The following is a 24,308-nucleotide window of genomic DNA, read 5'->3' as shown; positions in this document are numbered from 1 at the left end:
ATACATCCGACGCAATCATGGCACTAGACGGCGACATGGCTCCGCAGGCACCGACAGCAAACCAACCGCTTTTCAGCGAACCCGGCACGCGTGACGGGCGCCGGCTGCTTGCGCTGCCAGGCGTGGTCGCGGTGGTGGGCGCGCTGGTGACGGCGGCGATCTCGTTCACCATCCTTGTCGGCGCGACGCCGATCACACCCAACGAATCGACGACGCTGGCGCTGATTGCCCTCAACGCGGCTTTCGTCCTGTTCCTTATCGCGCTGGTCGGACGCGAAGTGCATCGCATCCTGATGGCGCGCCGGCACGGCAAGGCCGCCTCGCGACTACATGTGCGCATCGTCGCCATGTTCGCTCTGGTCGCCGCCATTCCCGCCATCATGGTGGCGATCATCGCGTCGATCACGCTCGACATCGGTCTCGACCGCTGGTTCGAGATCCGCACCAAGACGATCGTCAATTCGTCGCTGTCGATCGCCGACGCCTATGTCCAGGAAAACGCCCGCAACCTGCAGGGCACGACGCTGTCGATGGCCTATGATCTCGATGCGTCGCGCGCACTCTACGGCCTTGATCGTACTGGCTTTCTCGACCTGATGAACAAGGAAGCCGCGGGCCGGTCGCTGGCCCATGCGGCACTGATCAAGCCGGATGGCTCGTTCGTCATGAGTGCCAAGACCAAGACGGACTTCGCCATGCCCGAGCCGCCGGAAGGCGCGGTGTCCAGCGCCACCGACGGCAAGCCGGTGCTGATCGAGCCGAAAACGCGCAACATCATGGGCGCCATCGTCAAGCTGCGCGAGATCGAAGGGCTCTATCTCTACACCATTCGCCTGGTCGATCCCGAAGTGATCAAGGCGCGGCAGATCGTCAGGTCCAACACCGATGAATATCGCGGCCTGGAAGATAACAGGCGCACCTCGCAGGTGGCCTTCGCACTGCCCTATCTGTCGCTGACGCTGATCATCATCCTGTCCGCCATATGGACCGGCATTGCCGTTGCCGACCGTCTGGTGCGGCCCATTCGCCAGCTCATCGGTGCCGCCGACGAGGTGGCGACCGGCAATCTCGACGTTGCGGTTCCCGTCAGGCCATCGGACGGCGATGTCGCTTCGCTCGGCGATACCTTCAACAAGATGCTTCTGGAGCTGAAATCACAGCGCAACGAGATCCTGTCGGCCAAGGACCTGATCGACGAACGGCGCCGCTTCTCGGAAGCCGTGCTTGCCGGCGTCACCGCAGGCGTGATCGGCGTCGATCCCTACGGCATCGTCACCATCGTCAACCGCTCGGCCGAGGCGATGCTGGCCATTTCAGCCAGCGCTGCCCTTGGCCAGAACCTCTCCGCCGTGCTGCCGCATGTCGGCCGGGTTTTCGAGATCGGCCGCAAGTCCGGCAAGCCTGTCTACCGCGAGCAGGTGACCTTCTATCGCGCCGGCGCCGAGCGGACCTTCAACGTACAGATCACCATCGAAGCCGGCGACGATGGCTCGGAAGAAAAAATCCTATGTCGTGACGGTCGACGACATCACCGATCTGGTTCAGGCGCAGCGCTCCTCCGCCTGGGCCGACGTGGCGCGGCGCATCGCCCACGAGATCAAGAATCCGCTGACGCCGATCCAGCTTTCGGCCGAGCGCATCAAGCGACGCTTCGGCAAGGTCATCACCGAGGATCGCGAGATTTTCGATCAATGCACCGATACCATCATCCGGCAGGTCGAGGACATCGGCCGCATGGTCGACGAATTCTCCGCTTTCGCGCGGATGCCGAAGCCCGAGATGAAAGCCATCGACCTGCGCGAATCGTTGCGCGAGGCCTCGTTCCTGGTTGAAGTCAGCCGCGCCGACATTGCTTTTGAACGCGTGTTCGGCAACGAGCCGCTCAAGGGCACCTTCGACAGCCGCCTGATGGCGCAGGCTTTCGGCAATGTGATCAAGAACGCCGCCGAGGCGATCGATGGTTTGGAACAGAAGGACGGTTCGCACGGCATAATCCGGATTCAAGCCGGGCGCCAGAATGGCGCGATTCGCATCGATGTCATCGACAATGGCAAAGGCCTGCCGCGCGAGAATCGCCAACGGCTTCTCGAGCCCTATATGACCACACGCGAGAAGGGCACCGGGCTCGGTCTCGCTATCGTCAAGAAGATCGTGGAGGACCATGGTGGCAGGCTGGAACTTCATGATGCCCCTGCGGATTTCCACAACGGGCGCGGCGCGATGATCAGCATCATCCTGCCGCCTGCGGCCGCTGCGTCTCCACGCGGCGAAAGCAGGACGGAAAACGAAAGAGAAACTGAAAAGGTCGGTAATGGCGTCTGATATTCTCATCGTCGATGACGAGGAAGACATCCGTGAACTCGTCGCGGGCATCCTGAGCGACGAAGGTCATGAAACCCGCACGGCATTCGATGCCGACAGCGCGCTCGCTGCCATAGCTGATCGCGCGCCGCGGCTGATTTTCCTCGACATCTGGCTGCAGGGCTCGCGTCTGGACGGGCTGGCGCTGCTCGACGAGATCAAGACGATGCACCCGACCTTGCCGGTGGTGATGATTTCAGGCCACGGCAACATCGAAACGGCGGTCTCCGCCATCCGTCGCGGCGCCTATGACTTCATCGAAAAACCGTTCAAGGCCGACAGGCTGATCCTCATTGCCGAGCGTGCGCTCGAGACCTCGAAATTGCGGCGCGAGGTTTCGGACCTCAAGCTGCGCAGCGGCGAAACCTTCGATCTGATCGGCATGTCGTCGGCGATGAGCCAGTTGCGCCAGACCATCGAACGCGTCGCGCCCACCAACAGCCGCGTCATGATCATCGGCCCGTCAGGCTCGGGCAAGGAACTGGCCGCGCGTGCCATCCACACGCTGTCGGCGCGCAAGAACGCACCATTCGTGACGCTGAGCGCCGCCAACATCACGCCCGAGCGCATGGAGATCGAGCTGTTCGGCACCGAATCGAACGGCGTCGAGCGCAAGGTCGGCGCGCTCGAGGAGGCTCATCGCGGCATCCTCTACATCGATGAAGTCGCCGACATGCCGCGCGAGACGCAAAACAAGATCCTGCGCGTGCTGGTCGAGCAGCAGTTCGAGCGGGTAGGGGGCACCAAGCGGGTCAAGGTCGATGTCCGCATCATCTCCTCGACCTCGCAGAACCTCGAAGCGATGATCGCCGACGGCCGTTTCCGCGAGGATCTCTATCATCGCCTGGCGGTGGTTCCGGTCATGGTGCCGGGACTGGCCGAGCGGCGCGAAGACATTCCCTATCTCGTCGACAATTTCATGAAGCAGATCGCCCGCCAGGCCGGCATCAAGCCGCGCCGCATCGGCGACGACGCTCTGGCCGTGCTGCAGGCGCATAATTGGCCGGGCAACGTTCGTCAGCTGCGCAACAATGTCGAGCGCCTGATGATCCTGGCCCGCGGCGACGACGTCGATGCGCCGATCACCGCCGACCTTTTGCCGGCCGAGATCGGCGATGTCATGCCGCGCACGCCGAATCAATCCGACCAGCACATCATGGCGCTGCCCCTGCGCGAGGCGCGCGAACAATTCGAGAAGGACTATCTGATAGCCCAGATCAATCGGTTCGGCGGCAACATCTCGAAAACCGCCGAGTTCATCGGCATGGAGCGCTCCGCGCTGCACCGCAAGCTGAAGTCGCTGGGCGTCTGAGGTCTGACGCCCAGTCAGCCGCGCGTGGGCTAAGCATTTGCCGGTTACGGCCGCTGTGGAATCGCATAAGAAAGCCCCGAGAATTTCCTAGAGGTTGCCCATGCCGCGCATTGCCTATGTCAACGGGCGCTATGTCACGCACGCCGATGCCGCCGTGCATATCGAGGATCGCGGCTATCAGTTCGCCGACGGCGTCTACGAGGTCTGCGAGGTGGCGCGTGGCTTCATCGTCGACATGCCGCGCCATCTGGCCCGGCTGAACCGCTCGCTAACTGAATTGTCGATCGCCTGGCCGGTTACCTCTCACGTGCTGCCGCTCATCCTGCGCGAGGTGGTCAACCGCAATCATGTCGCCAATGGCCTGGTCTATGTCCAGGTGACGCGCGGCGTTGCCAGCCGCGACTTTGTCTTCCCGTCCGCCGACACCAAGCCAGCCCTGGTGGTGACGGCCAGGAAGGCCGATCCGGCCGCCGGAGCAAAGCGAGCCGAGACCGGCATCGCCGTCATCACCGTGCCCGAGAACCGCTGGGACAGGGTCGACATCAAGACCGTCGGACTGCTGCCCAATGTATTGGCCAAGCAGAAGGCAAAGCAAGCGGGCGCCCAGGAGGCCTGGTTCGTCGACACCGATGGTAACGTCAAGGAAGGCGGCTCGTCCAACGCCTGGATCGTCACCAGGGACGGCGTCCTGGTCACCAGGCCGGCCGAGCATGGCATCCTGCGCGGCATCACCCGCACGACCATGTTTGAAGTGGCGGCCAAGCTCGGCCTGAAGATCGAGGAGCGCGGCTTTTCCGTCGCCGAGGCCAAGGCGGCACGTGAGGCGTTCATCAGTTCCGCAACGACAATTGCCATGCCGGTGGTGGCCATCGATGGCGATACGGTCGCCAATGGACACCCCGGCTCAATAACACTTTCGTTGCGGCAGGCCTTTTTTGACATTGCGGAAAAAAGTCCAGCCTGATAACCGCACAGGTGGAATGAACATCAATATATCTCGTTCTGCTTGTCGTTACTGACGACAAGACGGTGTTTGCGAGCTTGACATGCGCCCGTTAATTTGGCGCATTGGCTTGCAAACCGAAGGGGATCGGCGAAAGACAAGAACAATGGCGGAACGATCGCAAAACCTTCAGGACCTGTTCCTGAATTCAGTTCGCAAGAGCAAGAACCCACTCACCATCTTCCTCATCAACGGCGTCAAGCTGACCGGCGTGGTCACTTCGTTCGACAATTTCTGTGTGCTGCTGCGCCGTGACGGTCACTCCCAGCTCGTCTACAAGCACGCCATTTCCACGATCATGCCGAGCCAGCCGGTTCAGATGTTCGATGGCGAGGAAAGCCAGGGCGCCTGATTGGCACGTGAGAAAGACGCGGACGCCACCGTTCGCGGAAAACCAGCGCATCATCCCGGGACGGAAGCCAAGGGCCCGACCCGGGCCGTTGTCATTGTGCCCGTCCTTACCCGCCACCAGCGCAACGACGACGAGACCAACCGCCCACGGCTGATGCGTTCGGCTGACGCTCGCCACGACGAGGCCGTCGGTCTTGCCCGCGCCATCAACCTTGACCTGATCCACACAGCGGTGGTGACCGTCAACGATCCGCGCCCGGCGACATTGCTCGGCAGCGGCAAGGTCGCCGAGTTCGCCGAAATCGTCAAAGAGGGACATGCGGAAGTGGTCGTCGTCGACCATCCGCTGACCCCGGTGCAGCAGCGCAATCTGGAAAAAGAGCTGAACGCCAAGGTGCTGGATCGCACCGGGCTGATCCTCGAGATATTCGGCGAGCGCGCGCGCACCAAGGAAGGCACGCTGCAGGTCGAGCTCGCCCATCTCAACTACCAGAAGGGCCGCCTCGTGCGTAGCTGGACCCACCTTGAGCGTCAGCGCGGCGGCGCCGGCTTCCTCGGCGGCCCCGGCGAAACGCAGATCGAATCCGATCGACGGCAGCTGCAGGAAAAGATCATCAAGCTGAAGCAGGAGCTGGAAACCGTGCGGCGCACGCGCGACCTGCACCGCGCCAAGCGCAGGAAGGTGCCGTTCCCGGTGGTGGCGATCGTCGGCTATACCAACGCCGGCAAGTCGACGCTGTTCAACCGGCTGACCGGCGCGGATGTGCTGGCGCAGGACATGCTGTTCGCCACGCTCGATCCGACGCTGCGCCGCGTACGCCTGCCGCATGGCACGCCGATCATACTTTCGGACACGGTCGGCTTCATCTCGGACCTGCCGACGCATCTGATCGCCGCTTTCCGCGCCACCTTGGAAGAGGTGGTCGAGGCCGATCTCGTGCTTCATTTGCGCGACATTTCAGATCCAGACACGGCCGCTCAGGCCGAGGATGTCGAGCGCATCCTCGCCGACCTCGGTGTCGATGCCGGCGATGCCAAGCGGGTTATCGAAGTGTGGAACAAGATCGACCGGCTGGACGAGGGCAACCGCAGCCGGCTGCTTGCCGATGGCGCAGACGCCAGCAAAGCGCCGCCGATTGCCGTGTCGGCGGTGACCGGTGAGGGTATCGATGCGCTGAAGGCGATCATCGAAACGCGGATGGCGGGCGAGCTCGAAGACCTCACCGTGACGATCGAGCCGGCACAGTTCGGCCTTGTCGACTGGCTCTATCGCAATGGCGACGTCGTTTCTCGGACCGACAATGATGACGGCAGCGCCACCATCTCGCTCAAGGCCACGCAAAGCGCCCGCGAAGAGATCCAAAGCAGATTGCGTCGTAAGAACAACGGGTAACCCGGAGCAATTCCAGGAAAAGTGTATAGCGGTTTTCCGTCCGGAATTGCCCGAAAAGAGAGACTACTTCGCGGTCTTTGCTTCCTGCCACAGCGCTTCCATCTCGACCAGATCAGCCCTTTCCAGCGTGCTACCGGATTTTTCCAGGGCCTGTTCGACGTAGTGGAAGCGTGAGCGGAATTTTTCGTTGGTGCCGCTCAGCGCTGCTTCCGAATCGAGCTTGAGATGACGGCCGAGATTGACGACGGCAAACAGCGTGTCGCCGAACTCGTCTTTGATCGAGGCGGTGTCGCCCTTGGCCAGCGCCTCGCGCAACTCGCCGATCTCTTCCTCGATCTTGTCGAGTATGGGCGCCGCCTCGCTCCAGTCGAAGCCGACGCGGGCGGCCTTCTCCTGAAGTTTCAGTGCCCGGGTCAGGGCGGGCAGGGCAACCGGCACGCTGTCCAGAAACCCCTTGCCGTTGTCTTCGGGATCGAGACCGCGGGCGAGGCGAGCGCTTCGCTTCTCCGCCTTCTCTTCGGCCTTGATCTTTTCCCACATGCCCTTGGCCATGCCGGCGCTGCGGGCCTTTTCGTCGCCGAAGACATGCGGATGGCGACGGATCATCTTCGTTGTGATGGCTTGCACCACATCCGGGAAGGCAAAATCGCCAGCCTCCTCGGCCATTTGCGCGTGGTAGACGACCTGCAGCAGAAGGTCGCCGAGCTCGTCGCGCAGATCGTCGAGGTCACCGCGCGCGATGGCATCCGCCACCTCATAGGCTTCCTCGACCGTATAGGGCGCGATGGTCGAGAAATCCTGTTCGATGTCCCAGGGGCAGCCGGTCTTCGGCGCCCGCAGCGCCGCCATGATCTCGATCAGCCGGGAAATGTCTTTCGATGGCGTCATGATGCGGATGCTATCCCGCCGCCCGCCGCGCCGCCAACACTGTCAGTCGGTGGGGGCGCCTTGTCCACAGCTGCTGGATTGCCAGCCTATCAATCAAGAACCGAGACGATCGCCTTGGCGAGGTCGTCCATCCCATCCTCCGGCAGCCCGGCGACATTGATGCGGCTGTCGCCGACCATGTAGATGCCGTGCTCGGCACGCAGCCGTTCGACCTGCGCTTCCGTGAGGCCAAGGCGGGAAAACATGCCGCGATGGCTGGCGACGAAATCGAAGCGGTCGGAATTGGACTGCCGGCGCAGCGCCTCGGCGAACTGGACACGGAGCCTCAGCATGCGCAGGCGCATCTCTTCGAGTTCGGCCTCCCAGTCCGCGCGCAAGGCGGCATCTTCCAGCACGATGCGCACCGCGGCAGCGCCATGGTCCGGCGGCATCGAATACATGGCGCGTGCCGCCGAGAGCATCTGGCTCATCGCCACATCCGCCTGGGCGCCATCCCTGGCCAGGATCATCGCCGCGCCGACACGGTCGCGGTAGACGGCGAAATTCTTCGAGCAGCTCGAGGCGACGACCATTTCTGGAACTTTCGCGGCCAGCAGGCGCAAGCCGAGGGCATCGGCCTCGAGGCCATCGCCAAAGCCCTGATAGGCGATGTCGACAAACGGCAGCAGCTCGCGCTCGACGACCAGATCGACAATGGCTGCCCACTGGGCGGCATCCAGATTGGCGCCGGTCGGGTTGTGGCAGCAGCCATGCAGCAGCACGACGTCGCCGCTCTTTGCCGTCCGCAACGCCGCCAGCATGTCGTCGAAGCGCACAGCGCCCGATGCAGCATCGAAATAAGCGTATTCGCGGATCTGCAAGCCGGCGGCGCGCATCACCGGCATGTGGTTCGGCCATGTCGGGTCCGACACCCAGATGGTTGCATCGGAGCGTGTCCGCTTGAGCAGTTCCGCCACCAGCCGCAGCGCGCCGGAGCCGCCGGGCGCCTGTGCGGCGCGGATGCGCGTCATGTCGGCGCCTGGACCGAAGGCGAGCTTGGCCATCACCGTGTTGAAGCCGGTATCGCCGGCAAGGCCGAGATAGGTCTTGGTGTCCTGACCCTGCAGCAGCCGCTTTTCGGCTTCGCGAACGGCGCGCATGACCGGCGTCTTGCCGTCGCGATCCTTGTAGACGCCGACGCCGAGGTCGACCTTGTTGGGGCGCGGATCGGCGCGATAAAGGCCGATCAGGGCCAGGATCTTGTCGGCGGGGGCGGGCTGCAGGGCTTCAAACATCGATACGGCTCCAATGGCGGCGGAGTGATACGCAAATCGGTCACATTTCGCCAGCGCTTTTCCTGCGACCTCAGCCTGTGCAATGTCATCTCGGTTTACGGTTCAAGGGGGATCGCTGCCCGATGCTCGTACGTCTGACGATGATCTGCAACGGCGCCACGGCGGCAACCCGGCAGGGGTCGTTTCCGCTGGATGAGCCGCTCGAGCCGCGCTCGATCACCCTTGCGCAGACGATGCGCGCAACACTGCGTCGCGCCGACCGCGTTTGGACAAGTCCAGCACTTCGCGCCCGCCAGACTGCCGCGGCGCTGTCGTTGGATGCATCGGCCGAACCGCTTCTGGCGGACCAGGACCATGGAAGCTGGGCCGGCAAGCGTTTTGACGAGATCCAGGCCGAACACCCCGAGGGCATCGCCGCCTGGCTCACCGATCCCGATGCAGCTCCGCATGGTGGCGAGTCGCTGGCCGACGTCGCGCGCAGGGCCTCGAACCTGATGGGCGGATTGATCGCCGAGCGCGGCCACACCGTCGCGATAACCCATGCCAACGTCATCCGCACAGCGATCCTGCACGTTCTCGGTGCACCACTTGCCGCCTGTTGGAAGATCGACATCGAGCCGCTCAGCATCACCGATTTCCGCAGCGACGGCCGCAGGTGGGTGTTGCGCGCCTGCGGTGTAACGGCGCCGAAACCGGCAAAACGACCTCTGGCCTGAGAAAGGCGGGATACCTTCTCACGGCCGCAGCGAAAAAACTGGCAGCGCAGGGATTAAAATCCCCACATGCTTCGTAAACAGGGCATGAAACGGTCGATGCCACGCTTTGACATCATAGGACAGCTCGGTTCGCTGCGCCGCTACGCGCGCTCACTGACGCGGAACAGCACGGACGCCGAGGATCTTGTCCACGACGCGCTGGTGCGCGCCTATGAGCGGCGCGGCACCTTCCGCTCCGGTGGAAACCTGCGTGCGTGGCTGCTGTCGATCGTCCACAACACCTTCATCGACAAGATGCGGTCGCGCAGGTCCGAAGCCGCGCGCGTCGAACAGGCCGGATACCTGGCCGAGGGCAGCACACCGGCGCCGCAGGAACATTCGGTGCGCCTGGCGCAGGTGCGCGAGGCCTTTTTCAGCCTGCCGGAAGAACAGCGTTCAGCGCTGCACCTCGTCGCCATCGAAGGCCTTTCCTACAGCCAAGCCGCCGATGCCAGCGGCGTGCCGCTGGGCACGCTGATGTCGCGCATCGGCAGGGCGCGCGCCGCACTGCGCGAGATGGAGGCGGCTCCCGCAAAGGCGAAGAACCATCTCAAGATCGTTGGAGGCCCGTCATGACAGCAACTGTCGATCCCGTGGCCGATATCGACCTCGACGCCTATGTCGACGACCAGCTCGACGTCACCCGCCGCATCGAGGTCGAGGCGTTTCTATCCGCCCGGCCGGAGGCCGCGGCGCGCGTGATGTCGGATCTGAGGACCCGCGATGAGTTGCGCGTGGCGCTTGCCGGCTCCAAGGGCATGGCGCGGCCCACGACCGCCGATGCCGCGCGACGGCTGGAGAGGGGGCTTACCCGCGGCCGCATCTTCGGTGTGCTGCAACGCGCGGCGGCGGTCGCCGCCTTCGTCGCCGCCGGCTGGCTGGCGAACGGCATCGTCGGGCCGATGTCGGTGACCAAGGTCGTCGCCTCGCCGCAGCCGCCTGCCTATGTCGACGAGGCAGTGCGGGCCCACAGAACGACGCTGGTGCGCGAGAGCATGCTGTCGCAGTCCGAAGCGCCCAACTACAACGCCGGCGAGATCCGCGCCGCGACCGCCATCGTCATGCCGTCGCTGCCGACGGACTGGAAGGTCCGCGACGTGCAGATCTATCCGTCGCGCTTTGGCCCGAGCGTCGAGATGGCGGTCGAGACGAAAGACATGGGGCTGGTGTCGCTGTTCGCGATCCGGCCCGGAACCTTCGACGTCGTCAAGCCGACCATCGCGCCTTCGGGCGACATTTCCTCGGCCTATTTCCAGATCGGCGAGGTCGCCTATGCGGTGGTCGGTCGAAGCGAGGTCCACGACCTCGACCGCGCCGCCGAGACGCTCGCCAAGACGCTTTACTAGCAGACCACGCTTTACTGATCGATCCAGCCTTTACTGACCGATCCACAAAGGAGACTAGAAATGAACACCCCCAATCTGGGATACCGCGTGGGCGCCGGCGCCCAAACCGGAGCCATCTTCGACGAGGGCCTGCGCCAGCACATGCTGCGCGTCTACAACTACATGGGCGTCGGCCTGGTGGTCACCGGCCTGGTTGCCTTCATGATCTCGTCGACGCCGGCGCTCTACGTGCCGATCTTCTCCAGCCCGCTGAAATGGGTGGTGATGCTGGCGCCGCTCGCCTTCGTCATGCTGTTCTCGTTCAAGATGCAGACCATGTCGGCGGCCAGCGCCCAGACGATGTTCTGGGCTTTCTGCGCGGTCATGGGCCTGTCGCTCGCCTCCGTGTTCCTCGTCTTCACCGGAACCAGCATCGCGCGCACCTTCTTCATCGCCGCCACCATGTTCGGCGCCACCAGCCTCTTCGGCTACACGACCAAGCGCGACCTGACGCAATTCTCGTCGTTCATGATCATGGGCCTGATCGGCGTGGTGATCGCCAGCATCGTCAACATCTTCCTCGGCTCGACCGCGCTGCAGTTCGCCATCTCGGTGATCGGCATTGCCGTGTTCATCGGCCTGACCGCCTGGGACACGCAGACGATCAAGGAACAGTATGCCGAGAACTTCGACGCGGAATCGCGCCAGAAGCTTGCCGTCTTCGGCGCCTTCTCGCTCTATCTGAACTTCATCAACATCTTCCAGCTGTTGCTGAATTTCACCGGCGAACGCGAGTAATCCGGACCGTAGCAGGCAACATTTCGCATCTTGCCGTGGCCGGAGGGCGACCTCCGGCCACGGTTTTTCATTTGAGGCAGCATTTGCCATATGTGTGGTGGATCGTTCATCACAGTCGAGTGAGGTTCGATATCGTCCGCCGCTCTTGAGTTCAGGCGTTGCCCTTTGCTAGCCTGCCGGTCACGCCTGACAGCCACGAGGACGCATGGAACAAGACAGCCTGACGCTTCACGGTGACGGCATCTCGGCGACTGTGGTCGGGCAGGGCGCCGAACTGGTCTCCCTGCGCGATGCCGGCGGCACAGAGTTTCTATGGCAGGCCGGGCCGGAGTGGCGGCGTCACTCGCCGGTGCTGTTCCCGATCGTCGGCCGGCTGAAAGGCGACCGGTTGCACCATCAAGGCCAGACCTATCCGATGACCCAGCACGGCTTCGCGCGGGACAAGCCGTTTGGCTGGGCGCATAGGGGGCCAGGGTCCTGCACGCTGGTCCTCACCGATGACACCGATACCCGCGCGCGCTATCCCTTCTCCTTCCGGCTTGAAGTGACCTACGCGCTGGACCGCAAGCAACTCAGTGTGAGCTTCGACATCACCAACACCGGCGACGAGCCGCTGCCGGCATCGGTCGGGGCGCACCCGGCGTTCAATTGGCCCTTGCTGCCGGATCTGGCCAAGACGGATTACCGGCTGACCTTTGCCGATGACGAGCCGGCGCCGATCCGCCGGCTGAAGGAGGGTTTGCTGTTGCCGACGCCGCAGCCGACGCCCGTCGAAGGCAACGTCCTCGCATTGTCCGAACGGCTGTTCGACGAGGACGCCGTGATCATGGACCAGCCAGCCAGCACCAGCGTGCGCTACGCCGCCGAGCGTGGTCCGGCGATCGAGATGTCGTGGCAAGGGGTTCAGGAGTTGGGCGTCTGGTCAAAGCCGGGTGGCGCGCCATTCCTGTGCATCGAACCTTGGCACGGCATAGCAAGCCCGGTCGATTTCGACGGCGATTTTGTCGACAAGCCGGGCCTGATGCTGATCGCGCCCGGGGCGAAGCGTGTGATGAGCTATCAGATACGGCTGCTGTGACGCTCTTGGTCTACAGTTCCAGCCACGCCGGCGGTGCCCGATGAAGCTGTATTTCAGCCGCAATCCCAATCCTCGACTCGCGGTCGCGGTGGCACGTTATCTCAATGCGAAAGTCGACTTTGAATTCGCCTCGCCATTCGCTCCCGGGCAAGCGGAGAAATATCGCCCGTTAAATCCCAACCTCTCGCTGCCTATCCTTGTGGAAGGCAACGGGAAAAGCCTCTGGGAGGCAGACGCCATAGCCTGCAGGCTCTCGCGTCACGCGCATTCGGATTTCTGGCGCACCGGCGATGACGAACCCGAGATGATCCGGTGGCTCAGTTGGGGCAAGGAGCACTTCGCATTCGCTTGCGACACGGTGCATTTCGAACGTGGCACCAAACAGCGCTACGGCATAGGCCCGATCGATCAGGAACGGGTGGAAGAGGGGCTAAAACAGTTCCGCACGGCCGCCGTGATACTGGAGGCCGTGCTCGCCGAGCGGCAATGGCTGGTCGGAAATTCGGTTTCCTATGCCGACTTCCGAATGGCGACCTTTCTGCCGTTCAACGATGCCGCCCAATTGCCGCTCGATGATTATCCCTCTGTCAGCCGCTGGTATCGTCGGCTTGAAGAGATCGACGCCTGGAGCGACCCTTTCAGGGGACTGGATGCGCCTGAATTGCCGCCAGTCCGAGGGTGAGGCCGAGCGGCGGTCAGGGAGCTGGCTCTCGCCGCCCGGCTCAATCGGGCAGGCCGGCTAGCCGCAGTGCCTCGACATATCTGACGAAATAGGCCGGCCTGATCTGCCCCACCCGGTGCCTGAGGTTGGAGAGGGTCAATTCGGGATCGAGCTGCCGCGACAGCGCGATGTGCTTGCTCGCGGCATCCAGCCTGCCGGCCATGGCGTTGCTGGCTGCGGCCACGCGTAGACCGGTGAGATAATAGGGCTGCGCGCGGGATGCCGCCTCCGCGATCGGCCAGGCGGCATCATAGCGGCCGGCCACGAAATGGGCGAAGGCCGTGAAGCACTGCATGAAGAAAGTCAGCGGATCGAGCGGGCTCAGCCGCCTTGCCCGAGACAGATGCTCGATCGCGATGTCCGGGTCGTCATGGCAGGCTTTCAGGCAGCCGCTGGCGCTCCAAGCGGCAGCGCAGTTGGGGTTAAGCACAAGCGCCCGGTCGGCCAGTGCCGAACCGGCCTCGTAGTCGCCGATGACATAGCCCAGTGCAAGGCCGCTGAAAGCCAGCGCTACCGCGTCGTCCTGGCCGGCTATGGTGACGTTGCCGACCAGCCGGGAAACCTCGGCGGTCTCCTTCTGCCGGTCCGTCATCCAGCCGTTCGCCATCCGCCAGAAGTAGCACCAAGCGGCAGCGCCTTGCGCGGCGGTAAAGTCAGGGTCGAGCTCAATGGCCTTGTAGAAATGCGGCAGCGCCTCTTCCAGTCCCGCTCTCGTCCAGCGGTAAAGGCTCGCCATGCCGCGTAGGTAATTGTCGTAGGCGTCGAGACTCTCGGTCGGCTTGCGCTTGGCCCGCGCTATCTCGGCCTGTTCGAGCCTGGGCGAAATCGCACCTATGACGCTGGAGGCGACGAGGTCCTGCAATTCGAACACGTCGGCGACGTCGCCCTCGAAACGGTCGGCCCACAGGCTCGCGCCCGTTGCTACCTCGATCAGCTGGCCCGCGACGCGGAGCCGGCTGCCCGCCTTGCGCACGCTGCCCTCAACCACGTAGCGCACTCCCAGCTCCCGCGCCGCGCGCTTTATATCGACCGCCTGGCCCTTATAGGCGAAGGCGGAATTCCGCGCGATCACGAACAGCCAGCTCACATGCGACAGCGCCGTGGTGATCTCCTCGACCACGCCGTCGGTGAAATAGTCCTGCTCGGCGTCGCCGCTCATGTTCTGGAACGGCAGCACCGCGATCGACGGCTTTTCCGGTATGGAAACGGCGGCGCGCGCCGGTTCCGCCACCGTTTCCCGCCGCGGCGCCCTGGTTTCGGGCGGGCCGGCGCTGCTGGGCGCCTGCTCGTGCCGATGCTCTGCCCCAGGCGCCTCGATACGCTCGACCAGCGCCTGCGTCGCCTCCTCAGGGGCGACGCCGAGTTCGCGCTTCAGCGCCTCCTTGCAGGCCAGGAACTGGCGGAAGGCGTCATTGGTTTTGCCGCGACGGCGGAAGATGCGGATAAGCGCCCGGTGGGCCTGCTCGGCGCATGGATCGAGTGCCACCAGCCGCTCCGCCAGCCTTTCGCAAGCCATTTCCTCGCTGGCGTCCGTCTCCGGCAGAAGGCTCAGCCGCTCGGCGAGATCCAGCGCCTTGCGGGCATAGTTCGCCCGAAGCGGCGCAAGCCATTCGTCGATCTCGCCGGGAAACGACAGACCGTCGAGCAAGTCGCCCCGGTAGAGGTTCGCCGCTGTCGCGAGGCTGGCGCCGTCACTGGCTTGGATATTCCGGTCGAACATCCAGATGTCGGCCTCGTCGGCATTTGCCGCCAGCCATATGGTGTGGGCATTGCCTTCGACGCGTATGGCCTCGTCGCCGATGGTCGGAAACAGCCGCCTGATGTCGACCAGCGCCTGGCGCAGGCTGTTGCGCGCCTGTTGCTCGCCGCTGCCGGCCCACAGCATCGCCGCCACCCTCTCGCGGCGAAGGCCCTTGGGCCCGGCCAGAACGAGCGCGGCAAACAGCAGCGACGTCTTGCGCGTCGCGAAGTGCAGGGGTTGCCCGCCTGAAGAGGCAACCTCGATACCGCCAAGCAATCCGATGTGCACCCCGGCCCCCATGTAACAGCCTTGGGTAGAATATCACTTCCCGCCGCCGAATTAACGACGATTTAGCGGCTTCGGTAATGGTTTCTCCTCCGGTTTCACGCCTGGATGAACATCGACAAAGCGCGCCGGTGGGACACTGCCCTCATGAATTCGAAACGAGGGAGAATAAAAATGACCTTCATCAGCCTCAGCACCTTCCAGCCGACCTCCCGTTTTGCCGGTTTGCTCGCCGGGCATATCGCGCGCGTCTTCGCAGGGTTTCGACGCCGATATCAGGATTTCCGGCAGCGCAGGGCACTTGCCGGCCTGTCTCTGCCGGAACAAAAGGACCTCGGCTATCCGGCGGATGAGGCGCCGGCGGATGTAGTTGCGGTCCGAGGGTGAGGCCCGAGTTTGGGTATCCTCTCGGCAGCGGATGCAACCTTGTCGGGCCGTCATGCTACGAGAGGAAGCCGGCTTTCACACCTGCCGCACGATGGTGCCGACAACGTTGACCAGAACGCGCGACGCGGTCAGGGCCGACAGGCCGTCAATGTCGGCGGGGGGATAGAACTCGACAAGGTCGAATCCCGCGATCCTGGCCCGCCTGCCGAGGCCGGCGATCAGGTCGATTGCCTGGGTGTAGGTGAGGCCGCCGGGCGTGCGCGCCGCCACGCCCGGCATGATGCTTGGATCGAGGCTGTCGCAGTCGAGGGTGACGACGACCCGCGCGCCTTCCGGAATATGCCGGAGTGCGGCTTCGACGCCCTGGGCGTGGACCTCGCGGGCGGTCACGAAGCGGCTGCCAAAGTGCTGCGCCGCTTCGATTTCGGTGAAGCGCGCGCTGCCGACGCTACGCAGACCGACCTGCACGATGCCGGCGACATGCGCCATCTCGCTCGCCCGGCGCATCGGGCTCGAATAGCCGTAGCGTTCGCCATGCACCTCGTCACGCCAGTCGATATGGGCGTCGATCTGCAGGACCCAGACCGGCCCGTGATCCGCAAAGCCGGTGAGGAAGGGGATGGTCACGGAACAGTCGCCGCCGAGCAGGATCGGCACGGCCGGCAATGCCAGGATTTCGCGCATTTTCGCTTCGATCCGAGCCCGGTTGCCGGCATTGTCATACATGGTGGTCAAGATATCGCCGGCGTCGATGCATGAGACCGGCTTGCCGTCGAACAGCGGGCCACCGAGATCGAAATCCCAGTGCTCGATGAGCGCGGCATCGTCCTGGCTGGCAGCGCGGATAGTGTCGGCGGCCAAGGCATGGCCGCTGCTGTCCTTGCCGGGATAGGTGCTGCCGTGACCGGCCCCGAAGATCACCGCACGGGGCACCTGGCCATCTGCGAGGCGGTCGGGAAAGCCGAGAAAGGGAGGCGAGGCGGTCATGTCTTGATGGTCCTGATCTTGATGGTCCTGATGATGGTGGACAGGGGAGGTTATCTGCTCCGGAACGAAGTGCCTACCACCGCGAATCGGAACCTTATCTTGGCGAGAGGCCATCGAGCAGGAAGTCGAGGCCTTTCCGGAAGGCGCCATCCCAATCATTATCCAACAGCAGACGAGAGTGTTCGATTGTCGGGTAGTGTTCGCTGAGAATTGTAAGGCGCTGCTGCGCGGCGGCCCTCTCGTCGTCCGAGAGGTCGAAGCTCGCCCGGGTGACGGTGGCGCCCATCACATAGTTCCAGAGCGACCATATCGCGACGTTCAGATCTGCGTCCGCTACACCGGCTCTGGACAAGGTCTTGCTCAGCAGTTCCAGGCGACTGAGGATGTTCGGGCCAAGCGCCCGGCGCGGCAATAGCGATGCCGACCAGGGATGGCGCAACATAATGGCACGCCAGTCTTCAAGCATATGAACGACGTCTCCGCGCCAGTCTTGAGACTCAACTGTTTCAGGCGGTCCGCGATATTCGAGCACCGAATCGAGCGCCAGATCAAAGACATCCTCCTTGTTGTCGACGTGCCAATACAGGCTCATCACGCCCGAGCCGAGGCGATCGGCCAGCCGACGCATCGTCAATCCGTCTATGCCATGGGCGTCCAGCAGCTCCACCGCGGTCGCCACGATACGGTCCCGAGAGAGCGGCGATTCACCGCTCGCTTCCTGCACGGGTTGGAGCTTTGTCCGTTGCGATCGTTTGCTGGCACTGCGGGGCTTGGCTGCCATCTGTCTTCCTTGCTGGCCGAACGTCGATTTTGGCAGGCACCGTCAGGAATGTCGACGCTGATAGCTTGACTAGTACGGTGTACCATACGATGACTCGTACATCGCACGATTCACCGTATTGGCGATCTGGTTAAAGTTCAATCATGCCGGCCGCGAGTGCGTTGTTCGCGTCCGCGGCGCCAGGGGAAAATCATGTCACGCGCAATCAAGCATCTGCTTACCGGAGGGCTAATCATCATGACCATGGCAGTTTCCACTGCGGCGACAGCGACTGGGAACGATCTCAAGCTGACCATCGTCAATCCGCAGAATCTCTACGACCCGTCGCCGAATGGCTACAGCACGGCGGTGATCACGCCCCGCGGAGCCCGGGTGGCTTACATCTCCGGGCAGGGCGGCCAGGACAGCATGGGCGGCTTGTCGCCCGACTTCGCTGTCCAGGTTGCGCAGGCCTACGCAAACTTGCGCACCGCGCTCGACGGGATCGGCGCCAGACCCAATCAGGTCGCCAAGCTCACGATCTTCGTGGTCGACCACGACATGTCCAAGCTCGAGGTGTTGACCAGGAACGTCAAGGAAATGTTCGGCGAGACGCTGCCGGCGCAAACTCTGGTTCCCGTTCCCAAGCTCGCAATCGACCCCATGCTCTTCGAGGTGGAAGCCACCGTCATTCTGGAATAGCAAGGGCGGCGCTCTTGGCCCGATCGCTCGAGTTGACCCGATCGCTCGAATTGAAAAGAGTCGAGCGCGCTGCCGACAGCTGTGCGCCGACAATATCGGACGGCCATTTCGAAGCCTCCAGGTTGAAGCCGCCAAACTTCCTTGCCAGATTTCGTGTTGACGGGAACCGGAGACGTGAAGTCGGGGACCGCCGTATCCCATACGGCCCACCACGCCAGAAAGTCGCATAAGATAGATTATGGAACTGACGCGTTGGCCAGGAACTGGAAATTGCTTCTGATTTTCATAGGCTTGAGCCAATTGTAGCGTATTGCCTTGAGCGGATAGCCAACGCTAGGCTGTCGAAATGAAGATGGCAAACAGCGAGATCGAAGCGGCCGTCGGCGTGTTCGTGCATGGCTTCAGCGCCGACAGAAGCCGCACCTTTCCTTACGAGGCCAGCCGCGTCGGACCCTTGTGGCTGATGCGCGACGCCGAGCGCAAGAATCCTCGCGACTACCGCGGCGAAGAATGGGTCGTCCACGACGTCGCTGCTCACGAGGCCGACGCCATGGTCCGGCAGCATGCACGGCCGGGCTTTGCCATTTCCGTTGTGGTCGCGAACGAGGATCCGGACGGGCCGACACGAACCGCCTACAAAGCTCTCGGCTACCGGCTGCTTCGGACCGAAGGCTTTTTCGTCCACCGATTGCGCCGGATTCCGAGCCCGCCAGCGGTTGCTGTTGCTTCGGTCGAACGCGTGCGGACAGCCGAACGGGCGGCGCAGTTGGCAAAGATCATCCGCAGGCAGCCGATCGCGGTCGATTTGCTCGGCGACAGCGCTCCGTTCCGTCAGTATGCGGCAGTCGATGGCGCCGATATCGTCGGGCGCGTGCGCAGCTTGGATGCCGTGGGAGCCACGTGGTGTTCGAGCATGTATGTCGAGCCTTCGCACCGGCGTCGCGGCATTGGCCAGGCTCTGATGTCGAAAATGTTGCACGACGATCGGGCGCGTGGGTCGAGGTGCTCGGTGCTGGCTGCAACCCATGCCGGGGCGCTGCTTTATCCCCGGATGGGCTACGAGCGGATCGGAACGCTGCTGATATTTGCGCCAAGGAGCCGAAAGCCCTCATGAAGGTCTATTCGCATCACGCTGATTCGTAAGGGATTTCGATCACCATCCCATCATAGGCCGGCTCGACGTTGGCTGGTGTCTCGGCCATCACCGTGGCGTAGTCGAGCGGTACATGCATATGCGTCAGCACGGCATGTCCCGGCGCCAATCGCTCGATCCATTCAAGCGCTTCTGCAAGGGACAGGTGGCTTGGGTGCGTCCGGTACTGCAGCGCGTCGATGATCAGCATGTCGAGGCCGCGCAGCCGGTCGGCGGTGGTCTCCGGAAAGCCGCTGATGTCAGGGCAATAGGCGAGCGCGCCGATGCGGAAGCCGAGCGATATGATGTCGCCATGGATCTGCGGCAACGGCTCGAGGGTGAGGGCACCCCCCTCTCCTTCGATGACAACCGGCCTGGCGTGGTCGATGAGATGCGGCTTGACGATCGGCGGATAGGAGCTGCCTTGCGGCGTCTCGAAACAATATCTGAACGCTTCCCGCAGCCGAAGCATCGTTGCCTTGTCGGCATGGACATCGATCAGCTGGCGCTGATCGAGGACGAAACCACGCAGATCGTCGATGCCGTGAATATGGTCGGCATGCGGGTGCGTGTAGACGACCGCGTCGATGCGTTTGACGCTGGCCAGCAGCATCTGCTGCCGAAAATCCGGTCCTGTGTCGATGACGACAGTCGTGCGGCCGCCATTCGCCGCGATCCGCTCGACGAGCGCGGCGGTGCGCATGCGCCGGTTCTTCGGGTTCTCCGGATCGCAATTGCCCCAGTCGCCAGTGATGCGCGGCGTACCTGGCGACGAGCCGCAGCCGAGAATGGTGAGGCGCAGGCGGTCAGTCATCGTTCAGGCACTTTGCTCGGGCCAAGCATTTTGCTCGGGAGGTCGCGGCATCTTGCCGAACAGGCGGAAGAAATTGTTCGTCGTCAGATCGGCGATTTCAGCCTCGCCGACGCCGATTGTTTCAGCCAGCACCCTGGCGGTATGGGCGACATAGGCCGGCTCGTTGCGCTTGCCGCGAAACGGCACGGGCGCCAGATAGGGCGCGTCGGTCTCGACCAGCAGGCGGTCATGCGGCACATCGGCGGCAATGGCGCGCAACTCAGCTGAATTCTTGAAGGTCAGGATGCCCGAAAAGGACACGTAGCCACCGAGCACGACGCCCACCTCGGCTAGTCGGCGCCCGGAGGAAAAGCAATGCAGGATAAAGGGGAAGGCGCCCTTCCCTGTTTCGTCCTCGAGAATAGCAGCCATATCGTCATCGGCATCGCGCGAATGGATGACCAGCGGCAGCCCGGTCTCGCGTGCGGCGGCGATGTGATTGCGAAACCCCTGCGCCTGTGAATCGCGCGGCGCCTTGTCGTAGAAATAGTCTAGGCCGGCCTCGCCGATCGCTACCACCTTGGGGTGGGCAGCCAGCCGCACCAGATCGGCTGACGTCACGTCCAGCTCTTCTTCGGCATTGTGCGGATGGGTGCCGACCGAACAGTATACCTCATCAAAAGTATCTGCGATTTCAAGGATTTGCTGAAACCGCTTCACGCGCGTCGAGATCGTCACCATGCGGCCGATACCGGCCGCCTTGGCGCGGGCGACAATGGAAGCCAGCTCCTCGGCGAAATCTGGAAAATCCAGATGGCAGTGGCTGTCGACAAGCATCAGATTTTCGCGTCCGGCTGTTCGACATAGCGCGGAAACACCCCTTCGGGCACGGGCAACGCGGTGCCCGGCACCAGCGCATGGTCCGCATGGACATGCGCGAAATCGCGCCTATCCGCCGGGACCGCAAGCAGATCGAGCAGTTTGCTGGCCGAGCTCGGGACGAAGGGCTGACACAGCACCGCCACGCGACGCACGACCTCGGCGGTCGTCCACAACACGGTTTCCATGCGCGCCGGGTTGGTCTTTTTCAGAGCCCATGGCGCCTCGCCGGCGAAGTAGCGATCGGCCTCCGCCACCACGCCGAAGATCGCAGCCAGCGCCAGATGGATGCCCTGCTCGGCCATCGCCTTGCGTGCGGTGTCGAGAGCGGCGGCGGCCTGGTCCAGGATCGCGCTGTCGGCCTCCGTCAGCTCGCCGCGTTGCGGCACCACGCCGCCGCAATTCTTGGCGATCATCGACAGCGAGCGCTGCGCCAGGTTGCCGAGACCATTGGCAAGATCGGCATTGGTGCGGTTGACGATCGCTTCATGGCTGTAGCTGCCGTCGTTGCCGAACGGCACCTCGCGCAGGAAGAAGTAGCGCACCTGGTCGAGACCGTAGTGCTCGACCATGGTGAACGGATCGACGACGTTGCCGACCGATTTCGACATTTTCTCGCCGCGGTTGAACAGGAAGCCATGCGCGAAAACGCGCTTTGGCAACTCGATGCCGGCCGACATCAGAAAGGCCGGCCAATAGACCGCATGGAAGCGGACAATGTCCTTGCCGATGATATGCGTGGCCGGCCAATAGCGCCATTGCTCGGCCTTTGTGTCGGGATAGCCGGCGGCGGTGATGTAATTGGTCAAGGCATCGACCCAGACATACATCACATGCTTGTCGTCGCCTGGCACCGGCACGCCCCATTTGAAGGTCGTGCGCGAGATCGACAGATCCTTCAGCCCGGATTTGACGAAGCTGAGCACCTCGTTGCGGCGTTCGGTCGGCCCTACGAAATCAGGCTGGCTCTCATAAAGGGCCAGCAATTTGTCCTGATAGGCGGAAAGCCGGAAGAAGTAGCTTTCTTCCTCGTTCCATTCGACCGGCGAGCCAAGCGGTTCGCGACGCACGCCATCCTCGCCGAGCGTCGTCTCGCCTTCGTCGAAATAGGCTTCCTGGCGGACCGAATACCAGCCGCTATAGCGGTCGAGATAGATGTCGCCATTGGCGGCCATCGCTTTCCAGATCGCCTGGCAGGATTCGTAGTGGCGCGGTTCCGTCGTGCGAATGTACTCGTCATTCGAGCCGCCCATCGCCTCGGTCATCGCGCGGAAAATCGCCGAATTGCGGTCGGCCAGCGCCAGAGGCGTTATGCCTTCCTTCTCCGCCGTCTGCTGCATCTTGAGGCCATGTTCGTCGGTGCCGGTCAGGAAGAACACGTCCTTGCCGTCCAGGCGCTGGAAGCGGGCCAGCGCGTCGGTTGCAATGACCGTATAGGCGTGGCCGATATGCGGCTTGCCGTTCGGATAAAAGATCGGGGTGGTGATGTAGAATCTGTCGCGTGACATGAATGAACCGTCATGAATGTCTGAATGGAAAGGCGTGGCGGTGGATATCGCATCGGGGCGGCATTTGCCATCCCGGTGGAGCCGTCACATTCGCATCGCAGAATTCAGGCGGTCGATCATGGTCAAAGCGTGCTGCTTCTTGTCTAGATTGTAGGTGTCAGTCTCAGATATAGCGTCCAGCGCCTCATGCCAAGTGTCCGACAGTGTTTTGGCCCGTTCGAGATCGCCCGCCAGTGCTGCCTGGCTTGCCGCGTCCGACAACAGGTCCAGCGCCCGGCGGTTGAAGATATCGAACTGGATCGCCTGGTCGCGGCCGGCCACGGCTTCGGCAAGGCGAAAAGCGCCGCCGACATCGCTCTTTCTTCCCGCGACCAGGGCGTCGAGCGTCGAGGCGATCTCCAGCCCGCCATACTGCGTCAACAGGATGGCGTTGCGGGCACTGCCCCCTGCCCGCTCGACGAGTGCCGCGCGCGCCGCCGGATCGTCGGGCGGCGGCGGTTCCGCCGTTTCCAGCACCGCCATCAGCTCGTCGGCGTCGAGTGGGGTCAATCGCACCACCTGGCACCGCGACCGGATCGTCGGCAGCAGGCTGCCCGGCGCATGGACGATCAGGACGAACAGGGTCCGTGCCGGCGGCTCTTCGAGATTCTTCAGCAAGGCATTGGCGGCATTGGTGTTCATGTCATCGGCCGGGTCGACGATGACGACCCGGTAGCTGCCGTCATGCGAGGTCAGTGACAGGAAGCGGTTGACCCTGCGGATTTCATCGACGGTGACGACGGTCTTGAAGCTCTTGGTCTTGTCGTTCGGCGGCCGGGTCAGATGCAGCACGCCGGGATGCGCCCCGGTGGCGATCTGGCGAAACAGCGACGAAGCCGGATCGGGAGTGGCAAGGCTTTCCGGCGCCTGGGCGAAATTCGGGTGCTTCAGGAGGTGATGCGCAAGATGGAAGGCGAGTGTCGCCTTGCCGATGCCGACCGGCCCGGAGAAGATCAGCGCATGCGGCAGCTTTCCCGCGCGATAGGCAGCAGTAAGCATATCAGCGGCCTGGCTGTGCCCGACCAGACGTCGCGTTTCGGATGGCTCGGGCACGCCGTCCAGCGTGTCGTGCTGCTCGGGCGCGATGCGCTCAAAAATCATGCCGGTGTCGCCTGCCTGTCGCGCGCCGGCGTTCTTGCCTCCAGCGCCGCGAACACGGCCGCGGTGACGACATTCTCGACCGCATCGGGATCGGCGGCGGCATCGACCACGATACAGCGTTCCGGCTCGGTCGCCGCAATCGCCAGAAACGCCTCGCGGCGGGCCTGGTGGATCGCCAGCGTCTCCTTTTCGAAGCGGTCGGCGTCTGCGTCCGCACCGCGCCGCAGCGTTGCGCGCCTCAGGCCTTCCGCCGGGTCGATGTCGAAGATCAGCGTCATGTCCGGCATCATGCCGTTGATGGCGACCTGCTCCAGCGTATCCATGAACACCGGGTCGATACCGCCGGTGACGCCCTGGTAGACGCGCGAGGAATCGAGGAAGCGGTCGCAAAGCACGACGGAGCCACGCTCGACCGCCGGCCGGATGACCTGCTCGACATGGTCGGACCGCGCGGCGGCGAAAAGCAGCGCTTCCATCTTCGGCCCGAACGGTTCGGCGGCACCCGAAAGCAGCACGTGCCGGACCGCTTCGGCGCCCGGCGAGCCGCCCGGTTCACGGGTAAGGAGGACATCATATTTCTTGGCGCGCATCTTCCTGGCCAGCCGCTCGATCTGCGTCGACTTGCCTGCTCCTTCGCCGCCCTCGAAGGTGATGAAAAATCCGCGCGCCAATCGAGAGGCCTTTATCCTTAGATGAGTGGATTGATGTAGCGCTCTAGATAGTCCGCGTTCGGGA

Annotated in this window: 23 protein-coding genes and 1 pseudogene; 14 read left to right on the top strand and 10 right to left on the bottom strand. The window is 63.4% G+C overall.

All coding sequences use genetic code 11. From position 1 onward, the window contains the following. Positions 1-35 precede the first annotated feature (35 nt). From HB777_13605 to hflX, 5 genes and pseudogenes are all read left to right on the top strand, one after another. Positions 36-2,322, top strand: a pseudogene (locus HB777_13605) (PAS domain-containing sensor histidine kinase). Further along, positions 2,312-3,673: a sigma-54-dependent Fis family transcriptional regulator gene (locus HB777_13600; protein QND64818.1), complete on the top strand. Its 1,362-nt coding sequence runs from the start codon at positions 2,312-2,314 to the stop codon at positions 3,671-3,673. The pseudogene HB777_13605 and the gene HB777_13600 overlap by 11 nt, the downstream one beginning before the upstream one ends. 100 nt (positions 3,674-3,773) lie before the next feature. Continuing rightward, entirely contained in the window at positions 3,774-4,637 is an 864-nt protein-coding gene (locus HB777_13595) for a D-amino-acid transaminase (GenBank protein QND64817.1), read from the top strand. 145 nt (positions 4,638-4,782) lie between these two features. Continuing rightward, positions 4,783-5,028, top strand: a complete 246-nt coding sequence (hfq, locus tag HB777_13590) for an RNA chaperone Hfq (GenBank protein ID QND64816.1) — start codon at positions 4,783-4,785, stop codon at positions 5,026-5,028. Continuing rightward, positions 5,029-6,420, top strand: a complete 1,392-nt coding sequence (gene hflX, locus HB777_13585; protein ID QND64815.1) for a GTPase HflX — start codon at positions 5,029-5,031, stop codon at positions 6,418-6,420. A gap of 63 nt (positions 6,421-6,483) precedes the next feature. On the opposite strand, the gene mazG is transcribed toward hflX, so the two are convergent. Both mazG and HB777_13575 read right to left on the bottom strand, forming a co-directional pair. Further along, positions 6,484-7,308, bottom strand: coding sequence for a nucleoside triphosphate pyrophosphohydrolase (gene mazG / locus HB777_13580; protein ID QND64814.1), 825 nt, complete (start codon positions 7,306-7,308; stop codon positions 6,484-6,486). A gap of 89 nt (positions 7,309-7,397) precedes the next feature. Then, on the bottom strand, positions 7,398-8,582 hold the full coding sequence (locus HB777_13575; GenBank protein ID QND64813.1) for an aspartate/tyrosine/aromatic aminotransferase: 1,185 nt from the start codon (positions 8,580-8,582) through the stop codon (positions 7,398-7,400). Positions 8,583-8,704: 122 nt separating this feature from the next. Here HB777_13575 and HB777_13570 point away from each other — a divergent pair, with 122 nt between their 5' ends. From HB777_13570 to HB777_13545, 6 genes are all read left to right on the top strand, one after another. After that, positions 8,705-9,298, top strand: a complete 594-nt coding sequence (locus HB777_13570; protein ID QND64812.1) for a histidine phosphatase family protein — start codon at positions 8,705-8,707, stop codon at positions 9,296-9,298. 66 nt (positions 9,299-9,364) lie between these two features. Continuing rightward, entirely contained in the window at positions 9,365-9,913 is a 549-nt protein-coding gene (locus HB777_13565) for a sigma-70 family RNA polymerase sigma factor (protein ID QND64811.1), read from the top strand. Next, entirely contained in the window at positions 9,910-10,683 is a 774-nt protein-coding gene (locus HB777_13560) for an anti-sigma factor (protein ID QND64810.1), read from the top strand. Before HB777_13565 ends, HB777_13560 begins: the two co-directional genes overlap by 4 nt. A 60-nt stretch (positions 10,684-10,743) precedes the next feature. After that, a complete protein-coding gene (locus HB777_13555; protein ID QND64809.1) occupies positions 10,744-11,460 on the top strand; it encodes a Bax inhibitor-1/YccA family protein in 717 nt (238 codons plus the stop codon). A gap of 205 nt (positions 11,461-11,665) precedes the next feature. After that, positions 11,666-12,538 (top strand): aldose 1-epimerase family protein, encoded by an 873-nt coding sequence (locus HB777_13550; protein QND64808.1) that lies wholly within the window; start codon positions 11,666-11,668, stop codon positions 12,536-12,538. A 40-nt stretch (positions 12,539-12,578) separates the two neighbouring features. Continuing rightward, positions 12,579-13,220 (top strand): glutathione S-transferase family protein, encoded by a 642-nt coding sequence (locus HB777_13545; protein QND64807.1) that lies wholly within the window; start codon positions 12,579-12,581, stop codon positions 13,218-13,220. 40 nt (positions 13,221-13,260) lie between these two features. On the opposite strand, the gene HB777_13540 is transcribed toward HB777_13545, so the two are convergent. Further along, the gene (locus HB777_13540; GenBank protein QND64806.1) at positions 13,261-15,288 is read right to left on the bottom strand and encodes an adenylate cyclase; all 2,028 of its coding nucleotides are present in this window, start codon (positions 15,286-15,288) and stop codon (positions 13,261-13,263) included. A gap of 171 nt (positions 15,289-15,459) precedes the next feature. On the opposite strand from HB777_13540, the gene HB777_13535 reads away from it, so the two are divergent. Then, on the top strand, positions 15,460-15,672 hold the full coding sequence (locus tag HB777_13535; protein ID QND64805.1) for a hypothetical protein: 213 nt from the start codon (positions 15,460-15,462) through the stop codon (positions 15,670-15,672). A gap of 75 nt (positions 15,673-15,747) precedes the next feature. On the opposite strand, the gene HB777_13530 is transcribed toward HB777_13535, so the two are convergent. Both HB777_13530 and HB777_13525 read right to left on the bottom strand, forming a co-directional pair. After that, entirely contained in the window at positions 15,748-16,659 is a 912-nt protein-coding gene (locus HB777_13530) for an agmatinase (GenBank protein ID QND64804.1), read from the bottom strand. 94 nt (positions 16,660-16,753) lie between these two features. After that, positions 16,754-17,440, bottom strand: coding sequence for a TetR family transcriptional regulator (locus tag HB777_13525; protein ID QND64803.1), 687 nt, complete (start codon positions 17,438-17,440; stop codon positions 16,754-16,756). 192 nt (positions 17,441-17,632) lie between these two features. On the opposite strand from HB777_13525, the gene HB777_13520 reads away from it, so the two are divergent. Both HB777_13520 and HB777_13515 read left to right on the top strand, forming a co-directional pair. Continuing rightward, entirely contained in the window at positions 17,633-18,121 is a 489-nt protein-coding gene (locus tag HB777_13520) for a RidA family protein (protein QND64802.1), read from the top strand. 346 nt (positions 18,122-18,467) lie between these two features. Beyond that, a complete protein-coding gene (locus tag HB777_13515) occupies positions 18,468-19,235 on the top strand; it encodes a GNAT family N-acetyltransferase (protein ID QND64801.1) in 768 nt (255 codons plus the stop codon). A 13-nt stretch (positions 19,236-19,248) separates the two neighbouring features. Here HB777_13515 and HB777_13510 read toward each other — a convergent pair whose 3' ends face one another. From HB777_13510 to HB777_13490, 5 genes are all read right to left on the bottom strand, one after another. Continuing rightward, positions 19,249-20,067 (bottom strand): MBL fold metallo-hydrolase, encoded by an 819-nt coding sequence (locus tag HB777_13510; protein QND64800.1) that lies wholly within the window; start codon positions 20,065-20,067, stop codon positions 19,249-19,251. A gap of 3 nt (positions 20,068-20,070) precedes the next feature. After that, the gene (locus HB777_13505; GenBank protein ID QND64799.1) at positions 20,071-20,883 is read right to left on the bottom strand and encodes a TatD family hydrolase; all 813 of its coding nucleotides are present in this window, start codon (positions 20,881-20,883) and stop codon (positions 20,071-20,073) included. Next, the gene (locus tag HB777_13500; protein ID QND64798.1) at positions 20,883-22,433 is read right to left on the bottom strand and encodes a methionine--tRNA ligase; all 1,551 of its coding nucleotides are present in this window, start codon (positions 22,431-22,433) and stop codon (positions 20,883-20,885) included. Before HB777_13500 ends, HB777_13505 begins: the two co-directional genes overlap by 1 nt. 84 nt (positions 22,434-22,517) lie before the next feature. After that, positions 22,518-23,573, bottom strand: coding sequence for a DNA polymerase III subunit delta' (locus HB777_13495; protein QND64797.1), 1,056 nt, complete (start codon positions 23,571-23,573; stop codon positions 22,518-22,520). Next, a complete protein-coding gene (locus HB777_13490; GenBank protein ID QND64796.1) occupies positions 23,570-24,244 on the bottom strand; it encodes a dTMP kinase in 675 nt (224 codons plus the stop codon). The genes HB777_13495 and HB777_13490 overlap by 4 nt, the downstream gene beginning before the upstream one ends. Positions 24,245-24,308: the final 64 nt, after the last annotated feature.

Origin of the sequence: Mesorhizobium loti (genome assembly GCA_014189435.1) — a bacterium.
GTDB lineage: Bacteria > Pseudomonadota > Alphaproteobacteria > Rhizobiales > Rhizobiaceae > Mesorhizobium > Mesorhizobium loti_G.
Note: the sequence above shows the minus strand (reverse complement) of the source record. Positions and strands in the feature narration are given on the sequence as shown.